Source organism: Acidaminococcus massiliensis, assembly GCF_900095825.1.
GTDB lineage: Bacteria > Bacillota > Negativicutes > Acidaminococcales > Acidaminococcaceae > Acidaminococcus > Acidaminococcus massiliensis.
Genome location: NZ_LT608315.1, coordinates 1363543 through 1385835, shown reverse-complemented (window position 1 = coordinate 1385835; position 22293 = coordinate 1363543). Strand labels below are relative to the sequence as shown.

Annotated in this window: 20 protein-coding genes; 3 read left to right on the top strand and 17 right to left on the bottom strand. The window is 54.2% G+C overall.

Annotated elements, in window-relative coordinates:
* Nucleotides 1-47: 47 nt before the first annotated feature.
* The 7 genes from BQ2657_RS06720 to pepV form a co-directional block, all read right to left on the bottom strand.
* Complete coding sequence (locus BQ2657_RS06720) at nucleotides 48-515, bottom strand: PaaI family thioesterase (protein ID WP_075579944.1); 468 nt, start codon at nucleotides 513-515, stop codon at nucleotides 48-50.
* Between the two features lie 12 nt (nucleotides 516-527).
* Entirely contained in the window at nucleotides 528-1112 is a 585-nt protein-coding gene (locus tag BQ2657_RS06715; RefSeq protein ID WP_083236194.1) for a 3D domain-containing protein, read from the bottom strand.
* A 27-nt stretch (nucleotides 1113-1139) separates the two neighbouring features.
* Nucleotides 1140-3038, bottom strand: coding sequence for a type I glutamate--ammonia ligase (locus BQ2657_RS06710; RefSeq protein ID WP_075581012.1), 1899 nt, complete (start codon nucleotides 3036-3038; stop codon nucleotides 1140-1142).
* Between the two features lie 339 nt (nucleotides 3039-3377).
* Nucleotides 3378-3698 carry a DUF3870 domain-containing protein gene (locus BQ2657_RS06705; protein ID WP_075579943.1) on the bottom strand — a complete coding sequence of 107 codons (321 nt, stop codon included), beginning with the start codon at nucleotides 3696-3698 and terminating at the stop codon, nucleotides 3378-3380.
* 116 nt (nucleotides 3699-3814) lie between these two features.
* On the bottom strand, nucleotides 3815-4996 hold the full coding sequence (locus BQ2657_RS06700) for a DUF819 family protein (protein WP_075579942.1): 1182 nt from the start codon (nucleotides 4994-4996) through the stop codon (nucleotides 3815-3817).
* A 33-nt stretch (nucleotides 4997-5029) separates the two neighbouring features.
* Nucleotides 5030-6124 (bottom strand): dipeptide epimerase, encoded by a 1095-nt coding sequence (locus BQ2657_RS06695; protein WP_075579941.1) that lies wholly within the window; start codon nucleotides 6122-6124, stop codon nucleotides 5030-5032.
* Nucleotides 6125-6217: 93 nt separating this feature from the next.
* On the bottom strand, nucleotides 6218-7597 hold the full coding sequence (pepV, locus tag BQ2657_RS06690) for a dipeptidase PepV (protein ID WP_075579940.1): 1380 nt from the start codon (nucleotides 7595-7597) through the stop codon (nucleotides 6218-6220).
* Between the two features lie 364 nt (nucleotides 7598-7961).
* Here pepV and BQ2657_RS06685 point away from each other — a divergent pair, with 364 nt between their 5' ends.
* From BQ2657_RS06685 to BQ2657_RS13630, 3 genes are all read left to right on the top strand, one after another.
* On the top strand, nucleotides 7962-9356 hold the full coding sequence (locus BQ2657_RS06685; protein ID WP_075579939.1) for a serine hydrolase domain-containing protein: 1395 nt from the start codon (nucleotides 7962-7964) through the stop codon (nucleotides 9354-9356).
* A gap of 77 nt (nucleotides 9357-9433) precedes the next feature.
* Nucleotides 9434-10012 carry a helix-turn-helix domain-containing protein gene (locus tag BQ2657_RS13635; protein WP_075579938.1) on the top strand — a complete coding sequence of 193 codons (579 nt, stop codon included), beginning with the start codon at nucleotides 9434-9436 and terminating at the stop codon, nucleotides 10010-10012.
* A complete protein-coding gene (locus BQ2657_RS13630) occupies nucleotides 9979-10854 on the top strand; it encodes an IS3 family transposase (protein ID WP_408607743.1) in 876 nt (291 codons plus the stop codon). The genes BQ2657_RS13635 and BQ2657_RS13630 overlap by 34 nt, the downstream gene beginning before the upstream one ends.
* A 126-nt stretch (nucleotides 10855-10980) precedes the next feature.
* Here BQ2657_RS13630 and dusB read toward each other — a convergent pair whose 3' ends face one another.
* The 10 genes from dusB to BQ2657_RS06630 form a co-directional block, all read right to left on the bottom strand.
* Nucleotides 10981-11976, bottom strand: a complete 996-nt coding sequence (gene dusB, locus BQ2657_RS06670; RefSeq protein ID WP_075579937.1) for a tRNA dihydrouridine synthase DusB — start codon at nucleotides 11974-11976, stop codon at nucleotides 10981-10983.
* Nucleotides 11977-12201: 225 nt separating this feature from the next.
* A complete protein-coding gene (locus BQ2657_RS13375) occupies nucleotides 12202-12324 on the bottom strand; it encodes a hypothetical protein (RefSeq protein WP_261796380.1) in 123 nt (40 codons plus the stop codon).
* A gap of 22 nt (nucleotides 12325-12346) precedes the next feature.
* Complete coding sequence (locus tag BQ2657_RS06665; RefSeq protein WP_075579936.1) at nucleotides 12347-13117, bottom strand: type III pantothenate kinase; 771 nt, start codon at nucleotides 13115-13117, stop codon at nucleotides 12347-12349.
* A gap of 259 nt (nucleotides 13118-13376) precedes the next feature.
* Nucleotides 13377-13937 (bottom strand): biotin transporter BioY, encoded by a 561-nt coding sequence (locus BQ2657_RS06660; protein WP_075579935.1) that lies wholly within the window; start codon nucleotides 13935-13937, stop codon nucleotides 13377-13379.
* Nucleotides 13934-14929 carry a biotin--[acetyl-CoA-carboxylase] ligase gene (locus BQ2657_RS06655; protein ID WP_075579934.1) on the bottom strand — a complete coding sequence of 332 codons (996 nt, stop codon included), beginning with the start codon at nucleotides 14927-14929 and terminating at the stop codon, nucleotides 13934-13936. The genes BQ2657_RS06660 and BQ2657_RS06655 overlap by 4 nt, the downstream gene beginning before the upstream one ends.
* 270 nt (nucleotides 14930-15199) lie before the next feature.
* Nucleotides 15200-17137: an ATP-dependent zinc metalloprotease FtsH gene (gene ftsH, locus BQ2657_RS06650; protein WP_075579933.1), complete on the bottom strand. Its 1938-nt coding sequence runs from the start codon at nucleotides 17135-17137 to the stop codon at nucleotides 15200-15202.
* A gap of 56 nt (nucleotides 17138-17193) precedes the next feature.
* Nucleotides 17194-17733 carry a hypoxanthine phosphoribosyltransferase gene (gene hpt, locus BQ2657_RS06645; RefSeq protein ID WP_075579932.1) on the bottom strand — a complete coding sequence of 180 codons (540 nt, stop codon included), beginning with the start codon at nucleotides 17731-17733 and terminating at the stop codon, nucleotides 17194-17196.
* Nucleotides 17717-18769: a tRNA lysidine(34) synthetase TilS gene (gene tilS, locus BQ2657_RS06640; protein ID WP_075579931.1), complete on the bottom strand. Its 1053-nt coding sequence runs from the start codon at nucleotides 18767-18769 to the stop codon at nucleotides 17717-17719. Before tilS ends, hpt begins: the two co-directional genes overlap by 17 nt.
* Before the next feature lie 55 nt (nucleotides 18770-18824).
* On the bottom strand, nucleotides 18825-19313 hold the full coding sequence (locus BQ2657_RS06635; RefSeq protein ID WP_075579930.1) for a S1 RNA-binding domain-containing protein: 489 nt from the start codon (nucleotides 19311-19313) through the stop codon (nucleotides 18825-18827).
* Between the two features lie 133 nt (nucleotides 19314-19446).
* Nucleotides 19447-22257 carry a heavy metal translocating P-type ATPase gene (locus tag BQ2657_RS06630; protein WP_075579929.1) on the bottom strand — a complete coding sequence of 937 codons (2811 nt, stop codon included), beginning with the start codon at nucleotides 22255-22257 and terminating at the stop codon, nucleotides 19447-19449.
* Nucleotides 22258-22293: the final 36 nt, after the last annotated feature.

Genomic DNA, 22293 nt, shown 5'->3' with positions numbered 1-22293 from the left:
GTTTTATGGTTTTATTCTCGATGTAAAGCCTAAAATGTAGGAATATTTTACCACTTTTTGGGTATTTCGTCAAAATGACCGATGACAAACATGGTCCCTGTCACGTCAGCCATTTCTTTCCCGGTATGGTCGTAGATCATGACCCGTGTCACCACCGTAGAACGTCCGGCATGGATCAGGGAAGCCTTGGCCCATACTTTCTCTTTTGCACTGGTATTGCTGAGGAAGTTGATGGAACTGGAAAGGGTGACCACCTTGCAGCCGATGCTGTAGCCCACTGCGCCCATGGCCGTATCTGCCAAGGTAAAGAGCGCGCCTCCGTGGATCACGCCATACCGGTTGCCGTGCTTGTGTTCCGGATCTGCGTCCATACTCAGTTCACAGTACCCGCATTCTACCTTTTCCAGTTTTACGTCTGCCAGTTTCATGAATGTGTTCTCTTCGAATTTCCGGGCCATCCAACCGGGGATCTCCTTTGCTGTCAGCAAGACCTTCACTCCTTTTCTTTCTGCCATGATTCCTGCGTTTTACAGTATATACACACGTACCCGCCGACGGCCCCATTCCAGCGCCTGTCCGCGGTTGTCAAATGCCAGGTCGATCTTATTGCCCTTGATGGCTGAACCAATATCACAGGCAATTCCTTCGCCATAGCCCATTATGTACATCCTTGTGCCCAAAGGGATGATCACCGGATCCACCGCCACCACACCCCGGCGCATCATGGCGCCTGTATAGGTGACACCTGTGACCCCCGGATCCGACGGACTGTATCCCGTGGTTTCCATGATCCAGGTTTTCCGGAAATGACCAAAACTCAGGCCACTCTGTTTGCTCATTAAATTGTAAATCGACCAGGTCACATCCCCCGTTTGGGGTTTCCTGTTCTTCTGTTGGAATTTTTTTACAGCGATCTGTGTCCCTTTTCCGAACTCTCCATCTATATCGCCAGTGTAGTAGTGCAATTTGGACAACATAGCTTGTACTTCTTCCACCTTCTGTCCCTTAGACCCGAAGACTGCCACCGGTTTCACGGCAGCAGCCTTCCCAGTCAAGGGCATCAGGAAAAGAAGCAGGAGCGCCAGCAGGAGACCAAAGGTCTTGCGTTGCACAGCGCGGCAGCCTCCTTTTCATGTTTCTTACAGGATATTGTTCTTGTAGTCCGTATACAGACCTTCCAGTTCTTCCATCTTGGCGTCCAAGGTCTTTTGCAGGTCGGAAGCCTTGTCAAAGTCTCCGTCAGCAAAGGCCTTGCCGATCTGGGTGAACAGGCTGGTACTGGTATCCGTATCTTTGGCAATCTGGACCCGCAGTTCCTGGACTCTCTGCCACATACCATCGTCCCAGGCAGTACTGCTTTCGCTGGCCACCGGTTTCATGGCGACCACCTTGGTCCGGTAGTCGGGGATGATGTGTTTCAGCAGTTCCGTCTGCCAACGGATCAGAGCGCCGGTCTTGAAAGATTCCAGGTAGACTGGTTTGATGACATCGCCGGCGGTAAGCACGGCAACTTTTTCCGGGTACTTCTTGAAAGCTTTGCAGTTTTCCCAAACCGTTGCAGGAGGAGCACCGAAGTATTTGTTCCGTTCATCTTCGGTATAGTCTTCGAACACATCGTTTTCAGAACGGTACTGTCTGTCTTTTTCCAGGTAGAACCCTTCTTCTCCAGCTTCCTTGGACAATTCTGCACACAGTTCATCGGTGCTCTTGCCAGAACCCAGGGCTGCTTTGATGCCATCCAGGGCAGCCAGGTAGAAGCCGGCCAGTGCCATATAGGTATTGGTGAAGGGGTTGGGAGCACGCATTTCGAACCGGGTGGCCTTGGGGTTGTCCAAATCGCGGATCAGGCCGGCCAGGATGGTACGGTTCCGGGAGGGGACATCCGGAGATTTGCCCAGGGAGGTCACGATGCAGATAGGAGCTTCGAACCCGGGTTTCAGCCGTTTGAAAGCGTCGGTGGTGCAGGATACGATGGGGTTCAGGACTTCATAGTTCTTCAGGATCCCCATCAGAGCACCATAGCCTACAGCGGACAGGAAATCTTTGGTCATATCAGCCGGGCTCATCAGGTTGTAGAATTTGCCGTCCTTGGTGATGCAGCCCAGGCCCACATGGGTGTGTTCCCCGCTGCCGGCAACCCCTACGATGGGTTTTGCCAAGAAGGAGACTTCCAGGCCGTTGGCACGGAAGACTTCCTTCACCAAGGTGCGGACCAGGATTTCATTATCAGCAGCCTGGAGGCCGTTGGAATATTTCCAGTCGATTTCCAGCTGTTCATTGACGTGGGTCATATTCCCGTTGGCATCCAGCTGGCCCCGGACACCGCCCACTTCTTTGTGGCCCATTTCCGGTTCCAGGCCGTAATAGCCCAGCAGTTCAACAGCCTGTTCCAGAGCGGTCCGGACATTGCCCCGGGTCCGTGCCCAGTACTGTTCCTGCATGATCTGGGAAGAAGACAGGGCTTCGGTGGAAACATCTTCCGTCGGAGTCTTGACCCAGAATTCCAGTTCCGTAGCACTGGTAGAAGTGACTTTTTCCACATCGGCCGGATCGAAAGCCAAGCCAGGGACTTTACCTTCTGCCTTCATGGCCTTCAGGATTTCATCTCCCACATATTCCAGAGCGCTCTTCAGCAGATACCGGGAATCTACGAATTCCCCGTTGTGCTTCAGGAAGCAGGGTACACGCAGGGTCCCCACCAGCTTACCGGTTTCCGGGTCGATGTGGTCCAGGTTGTAGTCCACGAACCAATTCACGGACAGATCTGCTACCATGTCCACTCGGGCGTCGTTCAGGGAAGCAACCCCAGGCAGCACCACGGAAGAACCGTCGGTCTGTGCCGTATGGCTGTAGAGCATGGTTTCCATATCGTCCAGCAGGGCACTGATGGGAACTTTTTCATCCGTATCGTTGCCTGCAAAGTCAATGCCCATGAAGGACACAAATTTAATCTCAGGATGTTGGCTGAGTAAAACGCGTAAGGTTTCCGGTGTTAATTCGCTGGGTTTAATCACGTAAAGCAAATCTTTTTCGTACATAATCATGTACCCCTTTCCCCTCGATAGCTCTTTTTGAATACCTGGCTTTGACTGGGACTTTGGCAGATCCTGCCGCAGGTCCCTTTGCTCTTGCCTTTGCAAAACCTGTATCCTTTTCTCTTCGATTACGTGGTTTATTATAGCACAAAACTTTTCCATCGCCTAGAGGAAAATGGACTTTTTTCGAATATTTTTATATGGTATTTTTCTATCGTTCGATTTTATGTCTTTTGTAAGATGTTTTTTCCATTCTTTACTGATAAAAAGGTTACATAAATGAGTTTTCCCGAACTTTAGTACAGTAAAAGAGGATGCTGCACAGAACATGCAACACCCCTTTTAAGATTTCCCCACGATCTGCCGGTAATGCTGCCGGGCATCCCGGTAAGCGGCTAGGATGGCTTTCCCTGAAGAACCGAAATACCGTTGGGCCACTTCCTGTTCCAAGAACTGGGATTCCTCCAGGATGGAATGGCAGAGGAAGAGTTTCCGGATGAAACTCCGGGTCAGCTTCAGGGTGGCATTGCAGTCTACATCAACGATTTCTCCGGTCTCCTCCACCACTTCGAAAGCCATATAGAACACCCCATAGATCTTGGTGATGGCATTGTCCATATTGGTCCGTGCTTCTCCGGTAATGTAAAGGGTCCGTTTGTCCATATTCCTATGCTCCTTTGGTGTGATTGTGAGGGTGCTGCACGTTCTGTGCAGCACCCCGTCTCGAGACCTCAAAAAAGGGGCTGTTGCTCATACAACAGTCCCTTTCATTATACCAATTACGCCATCATTTTCAAAACATACCCGCAGAGCAGCCCGGCAAAATTCCCGATGGCCGCCCCCAGGACCCCCATCAGGACCCCGATGCCGGCATAGGATTCGTTGTAGGCCGAAGCCACAATGGGTGCCGAAGCGGCCCCGCCGATATTGGCCAGGGAAGCAGTGGACACCATGCACAGATCCCAGTGGAAGAGTTTAGAGAGCACATACATCCCGATCACATGGACTGCCAAGATGAAGAACCCGTAGACTACCCACATGGGAGCACTCAAAAGATCTGTAACGGATGCCGTAGAAGCCAAGAGGGAAACCACCGCATACAGATAGACACTGGACAGTTCTTCCACCGCCGGCACCTTCCCCAGCGGGCTCATAGCGCACACAAGGCCCAGGACGGTGACGAATACGGTGGTCATGGTACCTTTGTCGAACATGGCCAGGCCTACCCCCTTCAGCAGGGTATTGAGGGAAGTCCCCACACTCTGGGAAAGGGCGGACACGATCAGAGAAATGCCGATCAGGAAGATCCAATCCGCCGCTGTTGCCCTTTTCTTTTCCTTAGCCACTTCTGCAGCCGCCGCATCGGCTACGGCCTGGAGCTTGGAGGTATCGGCCTGCACCGAGTTGTTCCATTTGTCTGCATGCTTCACCATAAGGAGCAGCAGGGCGATCCAGACGGAATAGCACACCGTATCCAGCGCCAGGGCACAGCTGTAGGCACCTGCATCCACCGGCAGAGCCGCCTGCATGGCCGCCATATTGGCGGAACCGCCCACCCAGGAAGCATAGAGAGCCGCTACGGCGCCCCAGGTATCATGGCCCAGGGAACTTTTGAAAATGGGATAGCCCACCACAAAACCGATGAACAAAGTTACCGAGCAGCCTAAGAAGATAGCAACCATCCGGCCGCCTAATTTGGCCAGTTTCCGAAAGTCACAACGCAGCAGCATCACAAAGATCATAGCATACAGCAAATTATTCTTCAGCGCTTTGTAGGCTGCGGAAACCTCTTTGGAATGGTACAGGCCCATGGTGCAGAAGATCATGTTCAATACATAGATCCATACCAAAGGCGGAACCAGGTTGAAGATCTTCCACTTGGTATATTTTTCCAAGGCCAGCAGCACTCCTGCCAGGCACATCAGGAACGCAATGTAGGTAAAACCGTTGGTGATGACCATAGAAATCTCCCCTTTCTTTTCCCCGTGAAGAGGTTAGTCGTCCAGATACCGGATGCCCCGGATCCCGGTGACACCCAGCCCTGGCGCATCGCTGACGGTGATTTCCTTTTCGTTGAACAGGGCGCCCCCTTCCACCGGGTCCTCCGAACAGAGCACTGGTCCGTCCAGATCCACCCGGGTGATGACCTTCCGGGCACAGGCCAGATGGACCGCCGCATTGACGCTGACCTTGGCTTCCAGCATGCAGCCGATCATGCATTCCACCCCGCACACTTCCGCCAGGGCAGCAATCTTCAGGGCATTGGTCAGACCTCCACATTTCATCAGTTTGATGTTGATCAGGTCCGCAGCCTGCATCTGGACGATCTTCAGGGCATCTTCCACAGAAAACACCGCTTCATCGGCCAGTACCGGCACATAGGACCGCTCGGTCACATATTTCAGCCCTTCCACATCATGGGCCTTCACCGGCTGCTCCACCAGTTCGATGTCCAGGCCCTTATCCTGCATCTGGTTCAACAGGCGTACTGCCTGTTTGGGGCTCCAGGCCTGGTTGGCATCGATGCGGATCCGCACATCCGGTCCCGCAGCCTTCCGGACGGCAGCCAGCCGGGCCACATCCAGGGAGGGATCGATGCCCACCTTCACCTTCAGGGTATCATAACCCCGCCGGATGGCATCCACCGCGTCCCGGGCCATTTCTTCCGGCGGGTTCACACTGATGGTAATGTCGGTGACAATTTTGTTCCGGGCCCCTCCCAGCATCTTGTACACCGGGATCCCATACTTTTTGCCATAGAGATCCCACAATGCAATATCCGCTGCGGCTTTGGCGCTGGTATTTTTCACGATGCAGTCCTGGACTGCCCGGGTGATGTCTTCAAAAGCATCCACATCACGGCCCACCAGGGTCTTGGTGATATGATCCTGGAAAGCTCCTAGGATGGCCCCGGTGGTATCCCCGGTGATGGCCCCGGTGGGAGGCGCTTCTCCGAACCCCACTTCACCGGTATCCGTATGGATCTCCACGATTACATCCTCCACACTGTTCACCTGGCGCAGAGCCGTCTTGAACGGCACCCGCAGGGGGACAGAGATCTTCCCCAGACGCACTTTGGTAATTTTCATCGGCTTTCCCTCCTTGATATACACTTATTGACTCGTCCAGAGCCGGCTGCACCGTCTTTCTTGGGCCGCTGCCCATTGACAGCTGAAAGCCTTTTATTTTGCCAGCCGGTACAAAGCCTCCGCATAGATCCTGGCATTCAGCACCATTTTATCGATTTCCCAATATTCATTGGGCAAATGTTCCCGGACCGTATCCCCCGGGAAAATGGGCCCAAAGGCCACGATATTGGGGATGCTCTTGGCATAGGTTCCGCCCCCGATACAGATGGTCTTGGGTGCAAATTCTGTCAGTTCTCCATACACCTGGAGCAGGGTCTGGATGTAATCTGTCCTGGGGTCCACATACAGGGCCTTTTTGTGGGCTTCGCTGACTTTCTGGAAACCGGCGTCCGCAAACTGAGCATCCAGCTTGGGAGCACAATCTCCATAGCTTTTGGTCACCGGATACCGGTAGTTGATCTTCAGGGTCATTTTCCCGGCATCTCCCTGGATGACCCCCATATTAAGAGAAAGTTTCCCCGATTCCGGATCTTCCAGGCAAATGCCCAAGGATTCCCCATGGACTTCCAGGCCGATTTTCTCTCCCAGGAAAGACAGGGCCCGATGGAGGGCAGGATCAAAAGGCAGCGGTGCCAGAGCAGCCAGGAGACGGCCGATGGCGTTTTCCCCTTTTTCCGGAGAAGCGGCATGGGCCTGGACACCCTGGGCCGTCACTTTCAGACCTTCTGGGATCACTTCCCACCGGACTTTGGGATCTTTTTCCCCGTATTTTTCCAGCAGCCGAATCCCTTCCGCCGGTTCACACCGAAGGATGGCAGAAGCCAACGCCGGCACCACGTTAAAAGCTGAGCCGCCTTTGATTCCTTCTAAGAACAGAGGACCGGTCTGATCATATTCCCGTTCAAAAGTCACATTGATGATGCCCTTTTCCCCATTGATCACTGGATATTCCCCATCGGGAGTGAAGCCGCACACAGGGATCTCTCCGCCTTGTTCCAGATAATGCTGCATATCCCGGCTGCCAGTCTCTTCATTGGTCCCGAATAGGATCCGGATCCGCCGCTTCAGGGGAACGCCGCTGTCTTTCAGGGCTTTTAAGGCATACAGGGCCGCCGTGGTAGGGCCTTTATCATCCATGGTGCCCCGTCCGTAGACATTGGTCCCATCGGTTTCTCCCCCGTAGGGATCACGGGTCCAGCCGTCCCCCTCCGGGACCACATCCAGATGCCCTAGGACGGCCACCATTTCAGGCCCTTCCCCATATTCGCACCAGCCCATATAATTGTCCACATTGCAGGTACGGAATCCCATTTTCTCCGCTTCTTCCAGCATATAGGCCAGGCACCGGGCCGGTCCTTGACCAAAAGGTTTCCCTGGAAGGGCTTCTTCCTGTACACTTTTGATCCGGACAGCCCCCTGCAGGGTACGGACCATTGCCTCACGATTTTTTTCCACCAGTTTTGCCAGTTCCATGGCACAACCTCCCTTGCTGCATCTCTTCCAGGAATGCCGGGACACGAAAAAGCCCAGCAAGGTGCACTACTCCCTTTGCACCTTTGCTGGGTCTCATGATGCTTGCTGGACTATTGGGATAGTCCACACAAAATGAAACAGCATCCCTCTTAGTTTGTCAATCTAAGTCTAGCGCATCGTCCTTTGCTTGTCAATCAATTCGTCGGAAATTTTAACATTATATAGTATTCTGTATACATATTGACCTGCTTTTTGTTCACAGGTATAATGGATCGTGAAAGAGACAAGACCGGGCAGCCTCAGATCCCCAGAGGCCGCCTTCCCCTGCCGTCATCTGATACCAAAAAAGGAGGTCGTTTCCTGTATGGATTTGAAATACTGTCTCATAGGGGCAGCCACAGTGAGCCTTTGTATTGCCTTCCTGCTTCCCCAGGGTGCCCTGGCAAAAAAAGCCATGGATCCTCGGGACGCCAAAGCCCTCACGGCCCGTCTGGATGCCATGGTGGGCCACGAAGGCACCCATGTGCCCGGGCTGGGAGCGGAAGTGTATAAGAACGGAAAAAAAGTCTACACCCATTTCGCCGGCCACCGGTATTTTGCGGAAAAGCCTGGTCAGAAAGACCTGCCCATAACCCCGGATACCCGATTCCGGGCCGCCTCCGTTTCCAAGATGTTCACCGGCTTTACCATCATGCAGCTGGTGGATGAGGGAAAGATCCGACTGGATCAGGATGTCAGTGAAATCCTGGGGTTCCCCCTGCGGAACCCCAACTATCCGGATACCCCCATTACTATCCGGATGCTTTTAAGCCATACCTCCAGTCTCCGGGACGGGAAGCTCTATGCCATCCCACCTTCCTATTCCGTTCGGGAATTTTTCGTGAGGGACGGGAAATTCTATGAAAACGGGGACCATTTCGCCCCAGCCGGCCAGGCACCCCGGGAATACTTCAAGTATTCCAATATCAACTATGGGCTTTTGGGTACCATCATCGAAAAAGTCACCGGAGAGCGATTCGATCTGTACCAGAAGAAGCACATCCTGAAACAGCTGGACATCAAAGGTGACTACACGGTGGGGAACCTTTCCAGGGGGGCCTTCAAGAATCTGGGAGTGATCTACCAGAAGAATAACCATGGGAAGTGGGAAGAAAACGGGCCCTGGATTCCTCAGATCGACGATTACCAGGGAAAACAGCCGCCCAAAGACCAGGTGAAGGTACAGAACCCGGACCACCGGGACCTGGATGCCTTCTACAGCTTGGAGGACTACCAGCCCGGTACCAACGCCACCTTCTTCTCCCCCCAGGGAGGCCTGCGGATTTCTTACGATGAACTGGGCCACGCCCTCCAAATGATCCTGAACAATGGGAAATACAGAGGGAAACAAGTACTGCGACCCGGAGCTCTGCGGGAAATGATGACCACCCAGTGGACCTATGATCCGGCCAAACAGAACGGGGATACCAACAGAGGATCCATCGAAGCCTACGGGCTGGCCATGTATCCCATTTTCGGGAACGGCACCTCCCGGGGGGTGAAGGACCATGCACTAAATCTGTGGGGCCACACCGGAGAAGCCTACGGCCTGCTGTCCGGCCTCTTTGTAGTGCCCGGCACCAAGAACGGATTCCTCTACATGATGAACGGGGAAGCGGTGGCTGAGGACGATGATCCCCGGAGCGAAGGAAAATTCAGCGGACACTACGTGTGGGAAGAAAATATCATGGATGCCATCTGTGACGAGGCGTTTTTCTGACAAAAAAGGGGCTGCTGCTTGCTGAGCTGACCCCCAATTGTTAGACCAAAAATCTAACAATTGGGGGTCAGTTTTTTATGGCAAAACACAGCTATGAATTTAAGAAAAAAATAGTACTGGAATATTTGAACAGTGACGAAGGGTGTATTTCTATTTCACGTAAATATGGGATGGCAAGTAGCAGCCAGCTGCTAAAGTGGGTTGCTGCTTACAAGGCATTTGGTGATGATGGACTGAAAAGATCCCGCTCTCAAAAAATATACTCTTTCAAAGAAAAACTTTCTGTGGTAGAGTCTTACTTAACAAATGAAATCTCATATCAGGAACTAGCAATTCAAGTAGGGATCAACAACCCATCAATGATTGCCAGATGGGTCAATGAATTTAGAATTGCGGGACCAGATGCTTTACGGTCATATAAAAAAGGCAGGAAGAGAACTTTGAACAAATCTCAAACAAAAAAAACAGATACCCAGGTTCAGCAGCCGATGGTCGACATCAGTGTGGAACATGTCAAGGAGTTAGAGGATGAAAATCTTAAACTCCGTATAGAGAATGCTTTTTTAAAAGAACTGAGGAGACTGCGTTTAGAGGACGAAGCAAAAATGAGAGAGTTGCGAAAATCATCTCCAGTCTCCGAAGATCATTCAAATTGAAAGACCTTCTCTCCTATACTCAAATGCCCAAAGCGACCTATATGTACTGGCAGAAACGGTTTGACCGCGTGAATCCAGACCAGGAAGTAGAGGACAAAATACAGGAAATCCGCAGCCAGCATAAAGATTATGGATATCGGCGCATGACCGGTGAGCTGAAGAATCAAGGGATTTGCGTGAACAAGAAGAAAGTTCAACGTATCATGCAGAAACTGAGCCTTCAGGTAACATCCTTTACCCGGAAAAGCCGTAAATACAGTTCCTATAAGGGTAAGGTAGGGACCATTGCTCCGAATAGAATACATCGTCGTTTTGAGACGAATATCCCACATCAGAAGATTACGACCGATACTTCAGAATTCAAATATTATGAAGTAGATACACAGGGACATCTGACCCTGCACAAGCTTTATCTGGATCCTTTCCTGGACATGTTCGATGATGAAATCATCAGCTATGGAATAGCCAAACGTCCTTCGGCTGAAAGCATACTGGAAGCTCAAGCTGAAGCAATCGAAATTACTGCTGATTGTCCATATCGAAGAACGTTTCACTCCGATCAGGGCTGGGCATACCAAATGAAGGCCTATACCAGGAAACTAAAAAAAGAACGAATTTTTCAGAGCATGTCTCGAAAGGGTAACTGTCATGATAACGCTGTAATGGAAAACTTTTTCGGCTTAATGAAACAGGAAATGTATTATGGAGTGATCTACTACAGCTACGAAGAACTAAAAGCCGCTATCGAACGATACATCAAATACTATAACGAACAAAGGATCAAGGAAAAACTGGGCTGGAAAAGTCCTGTTCAATACAGGCTTTCTTTGCTGGCAGCATAAAAAAGTAACGAGACAGTAAAAACCATCTCGTTACTAAGGTCTAACTTTTTGGGGTCACATCATGCAGCGCAACAGCCCTTTTTTGTCAACGGTCAGCGGCCGTTGACGGGAGAGTGAAGCCCTGCTTCACTCCCCCTTTTCCAATTCCCCCTCATATTCCTCCAATACCTGTTCAAAGGCGTCCCGGGTCAAGCACTGGTTGATGACGTTCCGGTAGCGGGCACTATGAGGGAGACCAGTGAAATAGCAGGCTCCGTGGTGGCGCATTTCCCGGATGGCCACCTTCTCTCCCTTGAAAGCGATGAGGTCCCGGAGATGGCGCCGGACCATGGTGAACCGTTCCTCAAGGGTCACCGGGGGGATGGGGAGGCCTGCCAGGGCCGCCTTCACCTCTCGGAAGATCCAAGGGTTCCCCTGAGCGCCCCGAGCGATCATGATCCCGTCACAGTGGGAAGCTTCCAAAAGGTCTAGGGCGTCCTGGGCACTGAATACGTCCCCGTTCCCCAGCACGGGAACGGACACCGCTTCCTTCACCTGGCGGATAATGTCCCAGTCTGCCCTGCCGCTGTAGAACTGGCCCCGAGTGCGTCCGTGGACCGCCACTGCCGCCACCCCGGCCTTTTCCGCCAATTGGGCGATTTCTACCGCGTTCCGGTGTTCCTCATCCCAGCCGGCCCGGAACTTCACCGTCACTGGCAGATCCACTGCATCTACCAGGGCAGCCAGACAGGCATAGGCCCGTTCCGGATCTTTCATCAAGGCGGACCCTTCCCCGTTGGCCACGATTTTATGCACCGGACAGCCCATATTGAAATCGATGATGTCCGCCCCGTGTTCTGCCACAATCTTTGCCCCCCGGGCCAGTTCCTCCGGTACAGAACCGAACAGCTGGATGGCCACCGGATGCTCCCGGGGATCCACTTCCAGCATGGCAAAGGTCTTGGGATTCCGGAACAGCAGCGCCTTGGCGCTGACCATTTCCGAAACCGTATAATCCGCCCCCAGCTCTCGGCAGATCACCCGAAAAGGAAGATCCGTAACTCCGGCCATAGGGGCAAGGGCAATGGGAGTTGTCTGGGGCGGGCGGAAGGTTTGCAGCGTTTGTTGGGTTTGAGTTGTCATTTTCTTTTCTCCGTTTGAAGGTCATACGTCATACGCTTAAGGAAGCCAGGAATCTGATTGGATTCCTGGCTTTTAATTGATTCATTCTTATTTGCACGAATGGTTCATTTTAGGCTTTAATGCTTGTTATCTGAGTAAGTTGATAGACTAATACTGCTAAGTTCATTGCACTTTGCCACACACTTAGTTTTTTATAGGAATACATCATCTTCATCTCTTCTTGCATTATTCAAACCGTGCAAACAAGAAGAAATTAATACCTGTATATCCAAAGCCAAAAATACCGGCATTCCTTTTTACTCTCTTATTGGCAACTCCTATCTTGATGCCAGCAAAGCTGGCTTCCATCGGTGTCTGACGTATGACGAAATTATTTGTTCATCTCATGCAAGATCCGCAGGCCTTCCAGGGTCAGGAAAGGTTCCACTACGTCTACCAATTCGGATTCGCTGGCCATGAGCTTGCCGAAGCCGCCGGTAGCGATGACAAAAGCCTGGCCTCCCAGTTCCTTCTTCATCCGGGTGATCAGACCGTCCATCTGCCCCACGAAACCGAAGATGACCCCGGACCGCATGGCATGGATGGTGTCCCGGCAGATGGCTTTTGGGGGTTTGATCAGTTCGATCCGGGGCAGCTTTGCTGCTTTCTGGAACAGGGCTTCTGTAGAAATGCCGATGCCTGGAGCAATGGCTCCCCCCAGATATTCTCCGGCTGGCGTCAGAGCGCAGAATGTGGTGGCCGTCCCGAAGTCGATGATGATCAGGTTCCCCTTGTCCCCGTACATGTTGTGGGCCGCCACCGCATTCACGATCCGGTCCGCCCCGATCTGGGAAGGATCATCGTAGTCCAGCTTCAGTCCCGTATTGATTTCACTGGTGACTACAAAAGGAGTGATGCTGAAAAAGCGTTTGCACATGTTGCACAGAGGAACCAGGAGCGGAGGGACTACCGTGGAAATGATGATATCCTCGATGTCCTTCATATCCATTCCGCTGTAGGCAAACATGCTCCCCAGGATGATGCCGAATTCATCCGAAGTCCGGGAACGGCTGCTGGAAATCCTCCAGTGGGCCTGCCAAGTCTTGCCATCATGAACTCCAACCACGATGTTGGTATTTCCAACATCCATTACCATTAACATGGTGAACCCTCCAAATCGGTTTCTAGAATGACCGGTCTGGGAATCCCACAGGAACACCCTGCAGCAGGGTTCCCGGCATTCTCTCTCCGTCCAAGTCCGGTCCATAAACGACTTTATTATAGGGGCAATGGGGGGAGTTGTCAAGGAAAAGAGGGGTTGTCACCTGGGCAACAACCCCTTTTTCAGGTCTCGAGTCGTGAGTCCTCGAGCCGCTATGCGGCTCATGAGACCGGGAGTGTTGCACATAGAACGTGCCCCCTTACTCCCACATCCCCCCGGCCTTAAGGGCCCGGCGGATCCGGATGCCCAGGAAGGCGGTGATGAAGGCCTTTACGATGTCAAGAGGCAGGAAAGGCGCCACGGCAAGGACCATAGTCTTTTCCCAGGTCATGGGCTTGTGGAGGAAAAAGGCGAAGCTCAGCCGAAAGCCCAGGGCACCGATGAGATAACACACCACCGTCACCCCGGCCAGGGCCAGGAAGTTCTTCCCCAGGCTGTCCCCGGCCCAGGAACCACGGCTGACTTTCCCCGCCAGCCAGGCCACTACCGGGAAGCTGAGGATGAAGCCTCCGGTGGGCCCTGCCAGCATCACGATTCCTGCCTGGCCCTGATTGAACACCGGCAAGCCCACACAGCCCAAGAGCATCCAGACCAGCACGCTGGCCGGTCCCCAGACCGGTCCCAGCAAGAACCCGGCCAGGAGCACCATCAGGGTCTGGAGGGTCACCGGCACCGGTCCCACAGGAATGGTCACATAGGAACTCAGTATGAGGAGTGCCGTAAAGAGGGCTGCCCCCATCATATTCCGTGTACGGTTCATGCGTATTTCCCCTTTCCTTGGGCCGGACGGATGGAAACGTCTCCGGCCAGGACAGTTTCCACCATGCCGTCTTCTTTCTTCACCTGGAGGGCTCCGGTAGAATCGATATCCAGTGCCGTCCCGATATAGGTCTTGTCCGGAGCGATGACCTTTACCTGTTTGCCCAGGGTAATAGAATATTTCCGCCACTGGTCAAAGATCGGGCCGAACCCTTCCCGGCAGGCAATCTCATAATAGGCTTCCATATAGTCCAAAACTTTGGCCAAAAGGGCCACCCGGTCCACTTTCTTTCCTGTCACATCCGCAATGGAAATGGCCGCCGGCCGCAGCTCTTCCGGCACCATCTCCCGAGGGACGCACACATTGATGCCGATGCCCACTACCAGGTAATTGATATGGCCGAATTCCGCGCTCATTTCCGTCAGGATCCCCACCAATTTCTTCCCATTCAGCAGCACATCATTGGGCCATTTGATCTGGGCATCCACCTGGCAGACCTCCCGGATGGCCCGGACCACCGCCACGGCACTCAAAAGAGTCATCTTAGGCGCTTCCTGGGGCAGGAAAGTGGGTTTCAGCAGCAGGGAAAACCATAGACCCTTTCCCTTGGGGCTGAACCAGCCCCGGGAGAGCCTTCCTTTGCCCCCCGTCTGTTCCTCGGCCACACAGAGAGTCCCGTCGGCTGCATCCTTGTCCGCCAGTTTCTTCAATACTTCATTGGAACTGGTGACGCTTTCCTGATAGCAGATGGCATGGCCCAGGAACCGAGTATGGAGCCGGGCAGCGATTTCTGAGGGCAGCAATTTGTCTGGGACGGAGGTCAGCACATAGCCCTTTTTCGTATAGGCTTCGATGCCATACCCCTCTTTTTTCAAAGTCTGGATATGCTTCCAAATGGCCGTCCGGGTGATGCCCAGGGTACGGGCCAATTCTTCCCCGGAAACCGGTTCCGGAGCTTTTTCACGCAGGATTTTCAGGATTTCAGTACGCATGACAGTCTTCCTTTCGTTCCCTTTTGGGGAAAAGATGTTAACCTAATTGCTTGGAAAAAGGGGTGCTGCAGAAGCAGCACCCCAGGTCGCGAGCCGCGGGTTGCGGGTCGCGAGCCTGACCCCGATGGAATTTCTCCCCCGTTTCTTGTCCATCCCTCAGAGGAGGATCCATTGTCCGATTATAAAGCAGCAGCTTTCGCAATGCGCCGAACAAGCCAGCGACCCGTGACTCATGGCCCGTGACCCTGTCTGCCGCCAAGTGGCAGACACCTACGCCTGCGGCACTTCTTTGGGAACCGGTGCCACTACAGGGGCTTCCGCCGGTTCTTCCACGGGGACCGGACCAATGGGGGCCGGAGTCCCATCCTCAGGTTTCTGCGGTTCTTCCTGGGGCGGCACTTCACCTTTTTCCAGGATATGACCGTATTTCAGCAGTTCCTGGATTTCATGGCCTTCCAGGGTTTCCCGTTCCATCAGGTTCTGGGCGATCAAGCGCAGCTTGTCAATGTTGTCATTAAGGAGTTTCACCGTTCCTTCATAGGCTTCATCGATGAACCGACGGATTTCCCCATCGATCTGAGCTGCCACTTTTTCACTATAATCATTCTGCCGGCCGATATCCCGTCCCAAGAATACCTGTTCCTGCCGATGGCCGAAGGTCACTGCCCCCAGCACTTCACTCATGCCGTATTCGCAGGTCATCCGCCGGGCCAGTTCCGTAGCCCGCTGGAGGTCGCTGCTGGCACCGCTGGAAATTTCATGGAGTACCAAGGCTTCCGCCACCCGGCCCCCCAGGAGCACCTTCAGCTGATCCAGCATCTCACTGCGGGTAGCATAATACCGGTCTTCCGTAGGCAGGCTCAGGGTATAGCCCCCCGCACGTCCTCTGGGGATAATGGTGACTTTGTGCACCGGGTCCGTATGGTCCAGGAGCATTCCCACCAAGGTATGGCCCCCTTCATGATAGGCGGTCAGTTTCTTTTCCTCATCGGTAATGACTCTGCTCTTCCGCTCCGGTCCCATCATCACCCGTTCCGCGGCTTCTTCCAGGTCACTCATGGTAATGGTCACCTGGTTGTGCCGGGCCGCCAGCAGAGCTCCTTCGTTCACCAGGTTGGCCAGATCAGCTCCGGTAAAGCCCGGTGTCTGCCGGGCAATGACTCCCAGATCCACGGAAGGATCGATAGGTTTCCCTTTGGTATGGACCCGCAGGATAGCCCGGCGTCCCCGGATATCCGGCTTGTCCACCACGATCTGCCGGTCGAAACGGCCCGGACGCAGCAAGGCAGGATCCAGGATATCCGGCCGGTTGGTGGCTGCGATCATGATGATCCCTTCGTTGGCCCCGAAGCCGTCCATTTCCACCAGCAGCTGGTTCAAGGTCTGTTCCCGTTCATCATGGCCGCCGCCCAATCCGGCGCCTCTCTGGCGGCCCACTGCATCGATTTCATCGATGAATACGATACAGGGCGCATTCTTCTTGGCCTGATCGAACAGGTCCCGGACACGGGATGCCCCCACGCCCACGAACATTTCCACGAAGTCAGAACCAGAGATACTGAAGAAGGGCACCCCCGCTTCCCCAGCCACAGCTTTGGCCAGGAGGGTCTTCCCGGTGCCGGGAGGTCCGTAGAGCAGCACCCCTTTGGGGATCTTGGCCCCCAGCTGGTTGTACTTCTGGGGAGCCTTCAGGAATTCCACCACTTCTTCCAGTTCCTGTTTGGCTTCGTCAGCCCCGGCCACATCCTTGAAGGTGACCCGGCTCTTGCCGTCCCCGTAGAGCTTGGCTTTGCTCTTGCCGAAGCTCATGACCCGGCTGCCGCCACCCTGGGCATTGTTCATCATGAAGAACCAGAGGATCACGATGACCACCATGGGCAGGATGGAAGTGAGCAGATTGCTCAGCATGGAAGGCTGAGGAGGCAGCTCCGCTTTGATTTCCACATCCCGGGCCCGGAGGGTATCCACCAGTTTCTCATCCCGAGGCGCAATGGCGGTGAATTCTGCTCCGTTCTTCAATTTGCCCCGGATCACAGAATTGTCCACGATGGTGACACTCTTCACTTCATCCTGCTGGACTTCCTTCATGAAGTTGCTGTAGCTCATCTCATTCTTGGGGGTGCTGGAGGCATTGTAGTAGTCATAGATCCAGACCCCTACGATGACAATGAGCAGGTAAAACACAAGATTGCGGATAAACTTACTCACACTTGAGCTCCTTTCCTGTCTGGAGTCCCTTCCGGAGAGAAGGCAGACATGGAGAATTATTTTTCATAGACGGAACGTTTCAGGATGCCGATGTAGGGCAGGTTCCGGTATTCTTCATCATAATCCAGACCAAAGCCCACCACGAATTCGTCCGGGATGGCAAACCCAGCGTAATCCGGCAGCACTTTCACCAGCCGGCGTTCTTTTTTATCCAGCATGGCGGCCACTTTCAGGCTCTTGGGGTTCCGATTGTGGAACAGTTCACCCACGGCCTTCAGGGTCAGTCCCGTATCGATCACATCGTCCACCAAGAGGATGTTCTTGCCAGCGATATTCCGGGAGGTATCATAATCGATATCCACCTTGCCGGAGGATTTGGTGCCGGAACCATAAGAAGAGGCTTTGATGAAATCGATCCGCACCGGCACAGTGATATGCTGGGTCAATTCCGTCAGGAAATAGGCGGCCCCTTTCAGCAGACCGATGACCACCAGTTCTTCTCCCGCATAATCCCGGCTGATTTCAGCGCCCATCTCGGCAATCCGGGCTTTCAGGGTTTTCTCGTCGATCAATACTCTTTCAATTTTTTCGTTCATTTCTTTGACGCTCCTTTTGTGCTAACTTGTCGGCCCGCTCAGCTTCCCGGGACCGTTGGTTCTTTCCGGCCATCAGCCGGCCGTTCAGATAGATCAGCCGGACATTGCCAGGGACATCCAGAGCTTTATTCCCTACGCCCCGGGCAATCATTTCCAAGATTTTCTCCACATGGTCGTAGCCCAGCTCGGCGCCGCCGGCTTTCCGGACCAGGATCCGGATCACCCGGCTCCGGAGGGCCAGGGGCAGTTCCCCGAATTCTTTTTCCACCTTCACATCGAAGGTGCCGAAGACCTCCCGGCCATAGGCCCGGAGATACCGGCCGGCCAGTTCCTCCAGATAAGACTCATCGCTGGCAGCCAGACGGGCGGCCTGGGCCAGCTGTTTTCGGATCCGAGGGTTCTGGGTTTCCAGGAGGGGAAGGAGTTTCTTCCGTACCCAGTTCCGTTTCAAAGTCAGATCTTCATTGGTGCTGTCCAAACAGTACTCCAGTCCCTGTTCTCCACAGTAGGCTTCCGTGTCCCGCCGGGTGATTTCCAAGAAAGGACGGGCCAGATATCCGCTCACAGGCAGCATGCCCCGCATTCCCCGGGTCCCGGCACCCCGGAGCAGGTTCAGGAGCACGGTCTCTGCCTGGTCATCCTGGTGATGAGCCAAGAAGATTCCACTGGCTCCCGCTTCTTTCCGACATTTTTCAAGAGCCTCGTACCGCAGCTTCCGGGCCGCTTCTTCTAGGGAAAGGCCCTCTTCCCGGGCCAGAGCTTCCGGTTCTACATCCATCCGCCGAAAGTCCAGGCCATGTTCCCGGCAGTAGGCTTCCACCAGTGCCGCATCCCGTTCTGCTTCGGCGCCCCGAAGATGATGCTGGACATGGACCACCAGGATCCTCACGCCATCTTCCTCTCCCTGCCGGGCCATGGCATCGGTGAGAGCCAGGGAATCCGCTCCTCCGCTGCAAGCCGCCACTGCCGGAGCAGGAGGCTGCCACAGGGGAGACGCGGCCACCAGATGCCGCAGGCTGTCTTCTAAAATACTCACGCTTTCACCTTCTAATTAAAAAAAGGTACTTCCGAGGAAGTACCTTTTGTGTTCATCAATCTCCTCTGCGAGCACCACGGCCGCCCCGTTTGGATTCCGTATTCCGTTTCAGATCCAGCAGACGATCATCACTTTCCTTCAGGAACTTGGAAAGTTTGTCTTCAAAGCTCATAGGACCCTGTGCCCGGGGAGCTCCATGGAAGGGTTTGTTCTCAAACCGCTTCTTTCCGTCGAACCGTTTGTTGTCCAGATGCTTGTTTTCAAAATGCCGGTTTTCCCCGGCCGGTTTCCGTTCCGGTGCCGGTGCCGGAGGCATCAGGGCTTTCAGGGACAGACCGATCTTCCCCTTTTCATCAATGGAAACCACCTTGACGGTAACTTTGTCCTTAACTTTGAGGAAATCATGTACATCTTTGACGAAGACATTGGAAACCTCAGAAATGTGAATCAGACCAACCTTATTTTCGGGCAATGACACAAATGCACCAAAATTTGTAATCCCGGTGACAATACCATCTACAACTGCGCCTTTTTCCAAAGCCATAAGTCAAAGACATCCTCCTTTTTCAGTGGGTATTACGTTAACCATTATACCGTTGTTAACGAATTTTCGTCAAGAGGGAAAAGGGGCTGCCGCCGAAGCGGCAGCCCCTTTGGTCAACAGTCGGCTGACGATCCTATGCTTCCATCCCCTCATATTCATACCCCGCCTTCAGGATGGCGCTCTTGAAGTCGTTTTCTGGGACATTCCGGGTTTCGGTGACTTCCACGGTGCCGGAATTGTGGTCGGCTTTGGCGCTGGTGACCCCCTCCAGTCCTTCCAGGGCTTTCTTTACCCGGCCTTCACAGTGGGCGCACATCATGCCCTTCACTTTCAGGGTCACGGTGGTACCGTCACTTTCTCCGTCAGCTGTTCTTTCTTCCCCGGTCACTTCATAGCCGGCTTTGGCCACTGCCTGCTGTACCTGGGCATAGTCCAGAGGCTTGGTCACCGTGGCTACCACGGTCCCGACGGTATGGTCCGCTTTGGCGCTGACCACTCCTTCCAACTCTTCCAAAGCTTTCTTCACCCGGCCTTCGCAGTGGGCACACATCATACCCTTCACCTGATAGGTCACCTGAGTTCCGGCAACTGCCGGTACCGGACAGCCGGCGGGCTGAGGTGCCAAGTCCGCTTTTTCCACCACAGCTGCAGCCGGGTTCTTCCGTTTCTTGTCACGGCTGGCGTCATGGAGCTTAAACAGGTTCAGCCGCAGGGCATTCATGCATACGGTGAAGCTGGAAAGGCTCATGGCAGCTGCTCCCACCATGGGGTTCATCTTATAGCTGAACAGGCCGGCTGCCAAAGGGATGCAGATTACATTGTAGAAGAAGGCCCAGAACAGGTTCTCGTGGATATTGGTCACGGTGCCCCGGCTCAGCCGTACAGCTGCAGACACATCCGTAAGCCGGCTGTTCATCAGGACGATGTCGGCAGAATCGATGGCCACATCCGCCCCGGCACCGATGGCGATGCCGATGTCTGCCCGGGTCAGAGCCGGTGCGTCGTTGATGCCGTCTCCCACCATGGCCACCAGGCCCCCGGCTTTCTGGAGTTCCCGGATCACCGCTTCTTTACCTTCCGGCAGGACGCCAGCCACCACTCTATCCACCCCGGCCTGCCGGCCGATGGTTTCAGCCGTCCGCTGGTTGTCCCCGGTGACCATGACCACTTCGATCCCCATGTTCTGGAGTTCTTTGATGGCCTTGGCGGAATCTTCCTTGATTACGTCGGCCACAGCGATCATCCCCGCCAGTTTCCCGTCTTTGGCAAAGATCAGGGGTGTCTTGCCCTGGCCGGCCAGTTCAGCAGCTTGGGCTTCCAACCTGCTGTCCACAGCTCCCAGGCTCTTCAGGAAGCTCAGGCTGCCGCCGATGAGTTTCTTCCCTTTCTGGACCACCTGGAGCCCATTCCCCGGCAGGGCCTGGAAATCATCCACGGTTTCCGCCTGGAGGCCTTTGGCTTCCGCTTCTTCCACCACAGCTCTGGCCAGGGGATGTTCGGATTTCTGCTCCAGATCATAGGCCAGCTGGAGCAGGCTTTCCTGGGTATAGCCTTCCGCCGGCACCACATCCGTTACTTTGGGCTGGCCTTTGGTAATGGTCCCGGTCTTGTCCAAGGCAACGACGGCCACTTTCCCGGCATTTTCCAAAGAAGAGGAAGTCTTGAATAGGATGCCGTTCTTGGCCCCTACGCCGCTGCCCACCATGATGGCCACAGGGGTTGCCAGCCCTAAGGCGCAGGGACAGGCGATGACCAAGACAGCGATGCCCCGAGCGATGGCAGAGCCCAGAGGAGCCCCGGCAAGCAGCCAGCCGAGGGTGGTGAGCACAGCAATGCTGATGATGGCCGGCACGAATACGGCAGAGACTTTATCAGCGATCCGGGCGATGGGAGCCTTGGTAGCCGCCGCATCGCTGACCAGTTTGATGATCTGGCTCAGGGTGGTATCCTCCCCGACCCGGGTGGCTTCACATTCCAGGTAGCCAGACTGATTGATGGTGGCCGTGGAGACCTTGTCCCCCGGTTTCTTGTCCACCGGCAGGCTTTCCCCAGTGAGGGCGCTTTCGTTGACGGCGGAATTGCCCTTCACCACCACCCCGTCTACCGGGATGTTTTCCCCGGGACGGACGGCAAAGATGTCCCCCTTCTGCACATCATCGATGGAAACGGTGACTTCTTTCCCGTCCCGGATCAGCACCGCTGTCTTGGGGGCCATTTTCATAAGGCCCTTCAGTGCATCAGTGGTCCGTCCTTTGCTCATGGCCTCCAGCATCTTCCCCAGGGTGATCAGAGAAGGGATCATGGCTGCGGTCTCAAAATATAGGTCGTGCATATACATGTGGTGGAGTTCAGCAAAAGGCGTCCCATGGGCCGTCAGGAACGTAATATCATAGAATACCGCCAGGCTCCAGAAAAAAGATACGGACGACCCCAGTGCCACCAGGGTATCCATGTTGGGTGCCCCATGGAACAGGGTCTTGAACCCGCTGGTGTAGAAATCCTTATTGATGTACATGACGATGATGGCCAGCAGCATCTGGGTCAGCATCAGCCCCAGATGGTTCCCGTCCAGGAGGGACGGCACCGGCCAGCCCAGCATATTGTGGCCCATGGTGATGTACATGAGCACGAACAGGAACCCCAGGGAAGTGAACAGCCGGCGGCGGAGCCGGGGTGTCTCATGGTCCTTCAGGGCCTCTTCATCGGCGGCCAGTTTTTCCGCCATGCCCTGCTTGGCCTGGGCCGCTCCCTTGACGGACGCTCCGTAGCCTGCGTCTTCTACGGCCTTGATGATCTCTGCATCCGAAGCCGTCCCTTCCACTCCCATGCTGTTGGTCAGGAGGGATACAGATACATTCTTGACACCGGGCACGCCTGCTACGGCTTTTTCTACATGTGCCTGACAGGATGCACAGGTCATGCCCGTTACGATATATTGTTTCATGGTGGGACCTCTCTTTCTAATACCCTACCAGGGTAC

What these genes read in the sequence shown, in the direction of transcription:
- BQ2657_RS06720 (WP_075579944.1), bottom strand. Translation starts at nt 515, where the DNA reads ATGGCAGAAAGAAAAGGAGTGAAGGTCTTGCTGACAGCAAAGGAGATC.
- BQ2657_RS06710 (WP_075581012.1), bottom strand. Translation starts at nt 3,038, where the DNA reads ATGTACGAAAAAGATTTGCTTTACGTGATTAAACCCAGCGAATTAACA.
- BQ2657_RS06705 (WP_075579943.1), bottom strand. Translation starts at nt 3,698, where the DNA reads ATGGACAAACGGACCCTTTACATTACCGGAGAAGCACGGACCAATATG.
- BQ2657_RS06700 (WP_075579942.1), bottom strand. Translation starts at nt 4,996, where the DNA reads ATGGTCATCACCAACGGTTTTACCTACATTGCGTTCCTGATGTGCCTG.
- BQ2657_RS06695 (WP_075579941.1), bottom strand. Translation starts at nt 6,124, where the DNA reads ATGAAAATTACCAAAGTGCGTCTGGGGAAGATCTCTGTCCCCCTGCGG.
- pepV (WP_075579940.1), bottom strand. Translation starts at nt 7,597, where the DNA reads ATGGAACTGGCAAAACTGGTGGAAAAAAATCGTGAGGCAATGGTCCGT.
- BQ2657_RS06685 (WP_075579939.1), top strand. Translation starts at nt 7,962, where the DNA reads ATGGATTTGAAATACTGTCTCATAGGGGCAGCCACAGTGAGCCTTTGT.
- BQ2657_RS13635 (WP_075579938.1), top strand. Translation starts at nt 9,434, where the DNA reads ATGGCAAAACACAGCTATGAATTTAAGAAAAAAATAGTACTGGAATAT.
- dusB (WP_075579937.1), bottom strand. Translation starts at nt 11,976, where the DNA reads ATGACAACTCAAACCCAACAAACGCTGCAAACCTTCCGCCCGCCCCAG.
- BQ2657_RS13375 (WP_261796380.1), bottom strand. Translation starts at nt 12,324, where the DNA reads ATGGAAGCCAGCTTTGCTGGCATCAAGATAGGAGTTGCCAATAAGAGA.
- BQ2657_RS06665 (WP_075579936.1), bottom strand. Translation starts at nt 13,117, where the DNA reads ATGTTAATGGTAATGGATGTTGGAAATACCAACATCGTGGTTGGAGTT.
- BQ2657_RS06660 (WP_075579935.1), bottom strand. Translation starts at nt 13,937, where the DNA reads ATGAACCGTACACGGAATATGATGGGGGCAGCCCTCTTTACGGCACTC.
- BQ2657_RS06655 (WP_075579934.1), bottom strand. Translation starts at nt 14,929, where the DNA reads ATGCGTACTGAAATCCTGAAAATCCTGCGTGAAAAAGCTCCGGAACCG.
- hpt (WP_075579932.1), bottom strand. Translation starts at nt 17,733, where the DNA reads ATGAACGAAAAAATTGAAAGAGTATTGATCGACGAGAAAACCCTGAAA.
- BQ2657_RS06635 (WP_075579930.1), bottom strand. Translation starts at nt 19,313, where the DNA reads ATGGCTTTGGAAAAAGGCGCAGTTGTAGATGGTATTGTCACCGGGATT.
- BQ2657_RS06630 (WP_075579929.1), bottom strand. Translation starts at nt 22,257, where the DNA reads ATGAAACAATATATCGTAACGGGCATGACCTGTGCATCCTGTCAGGCA.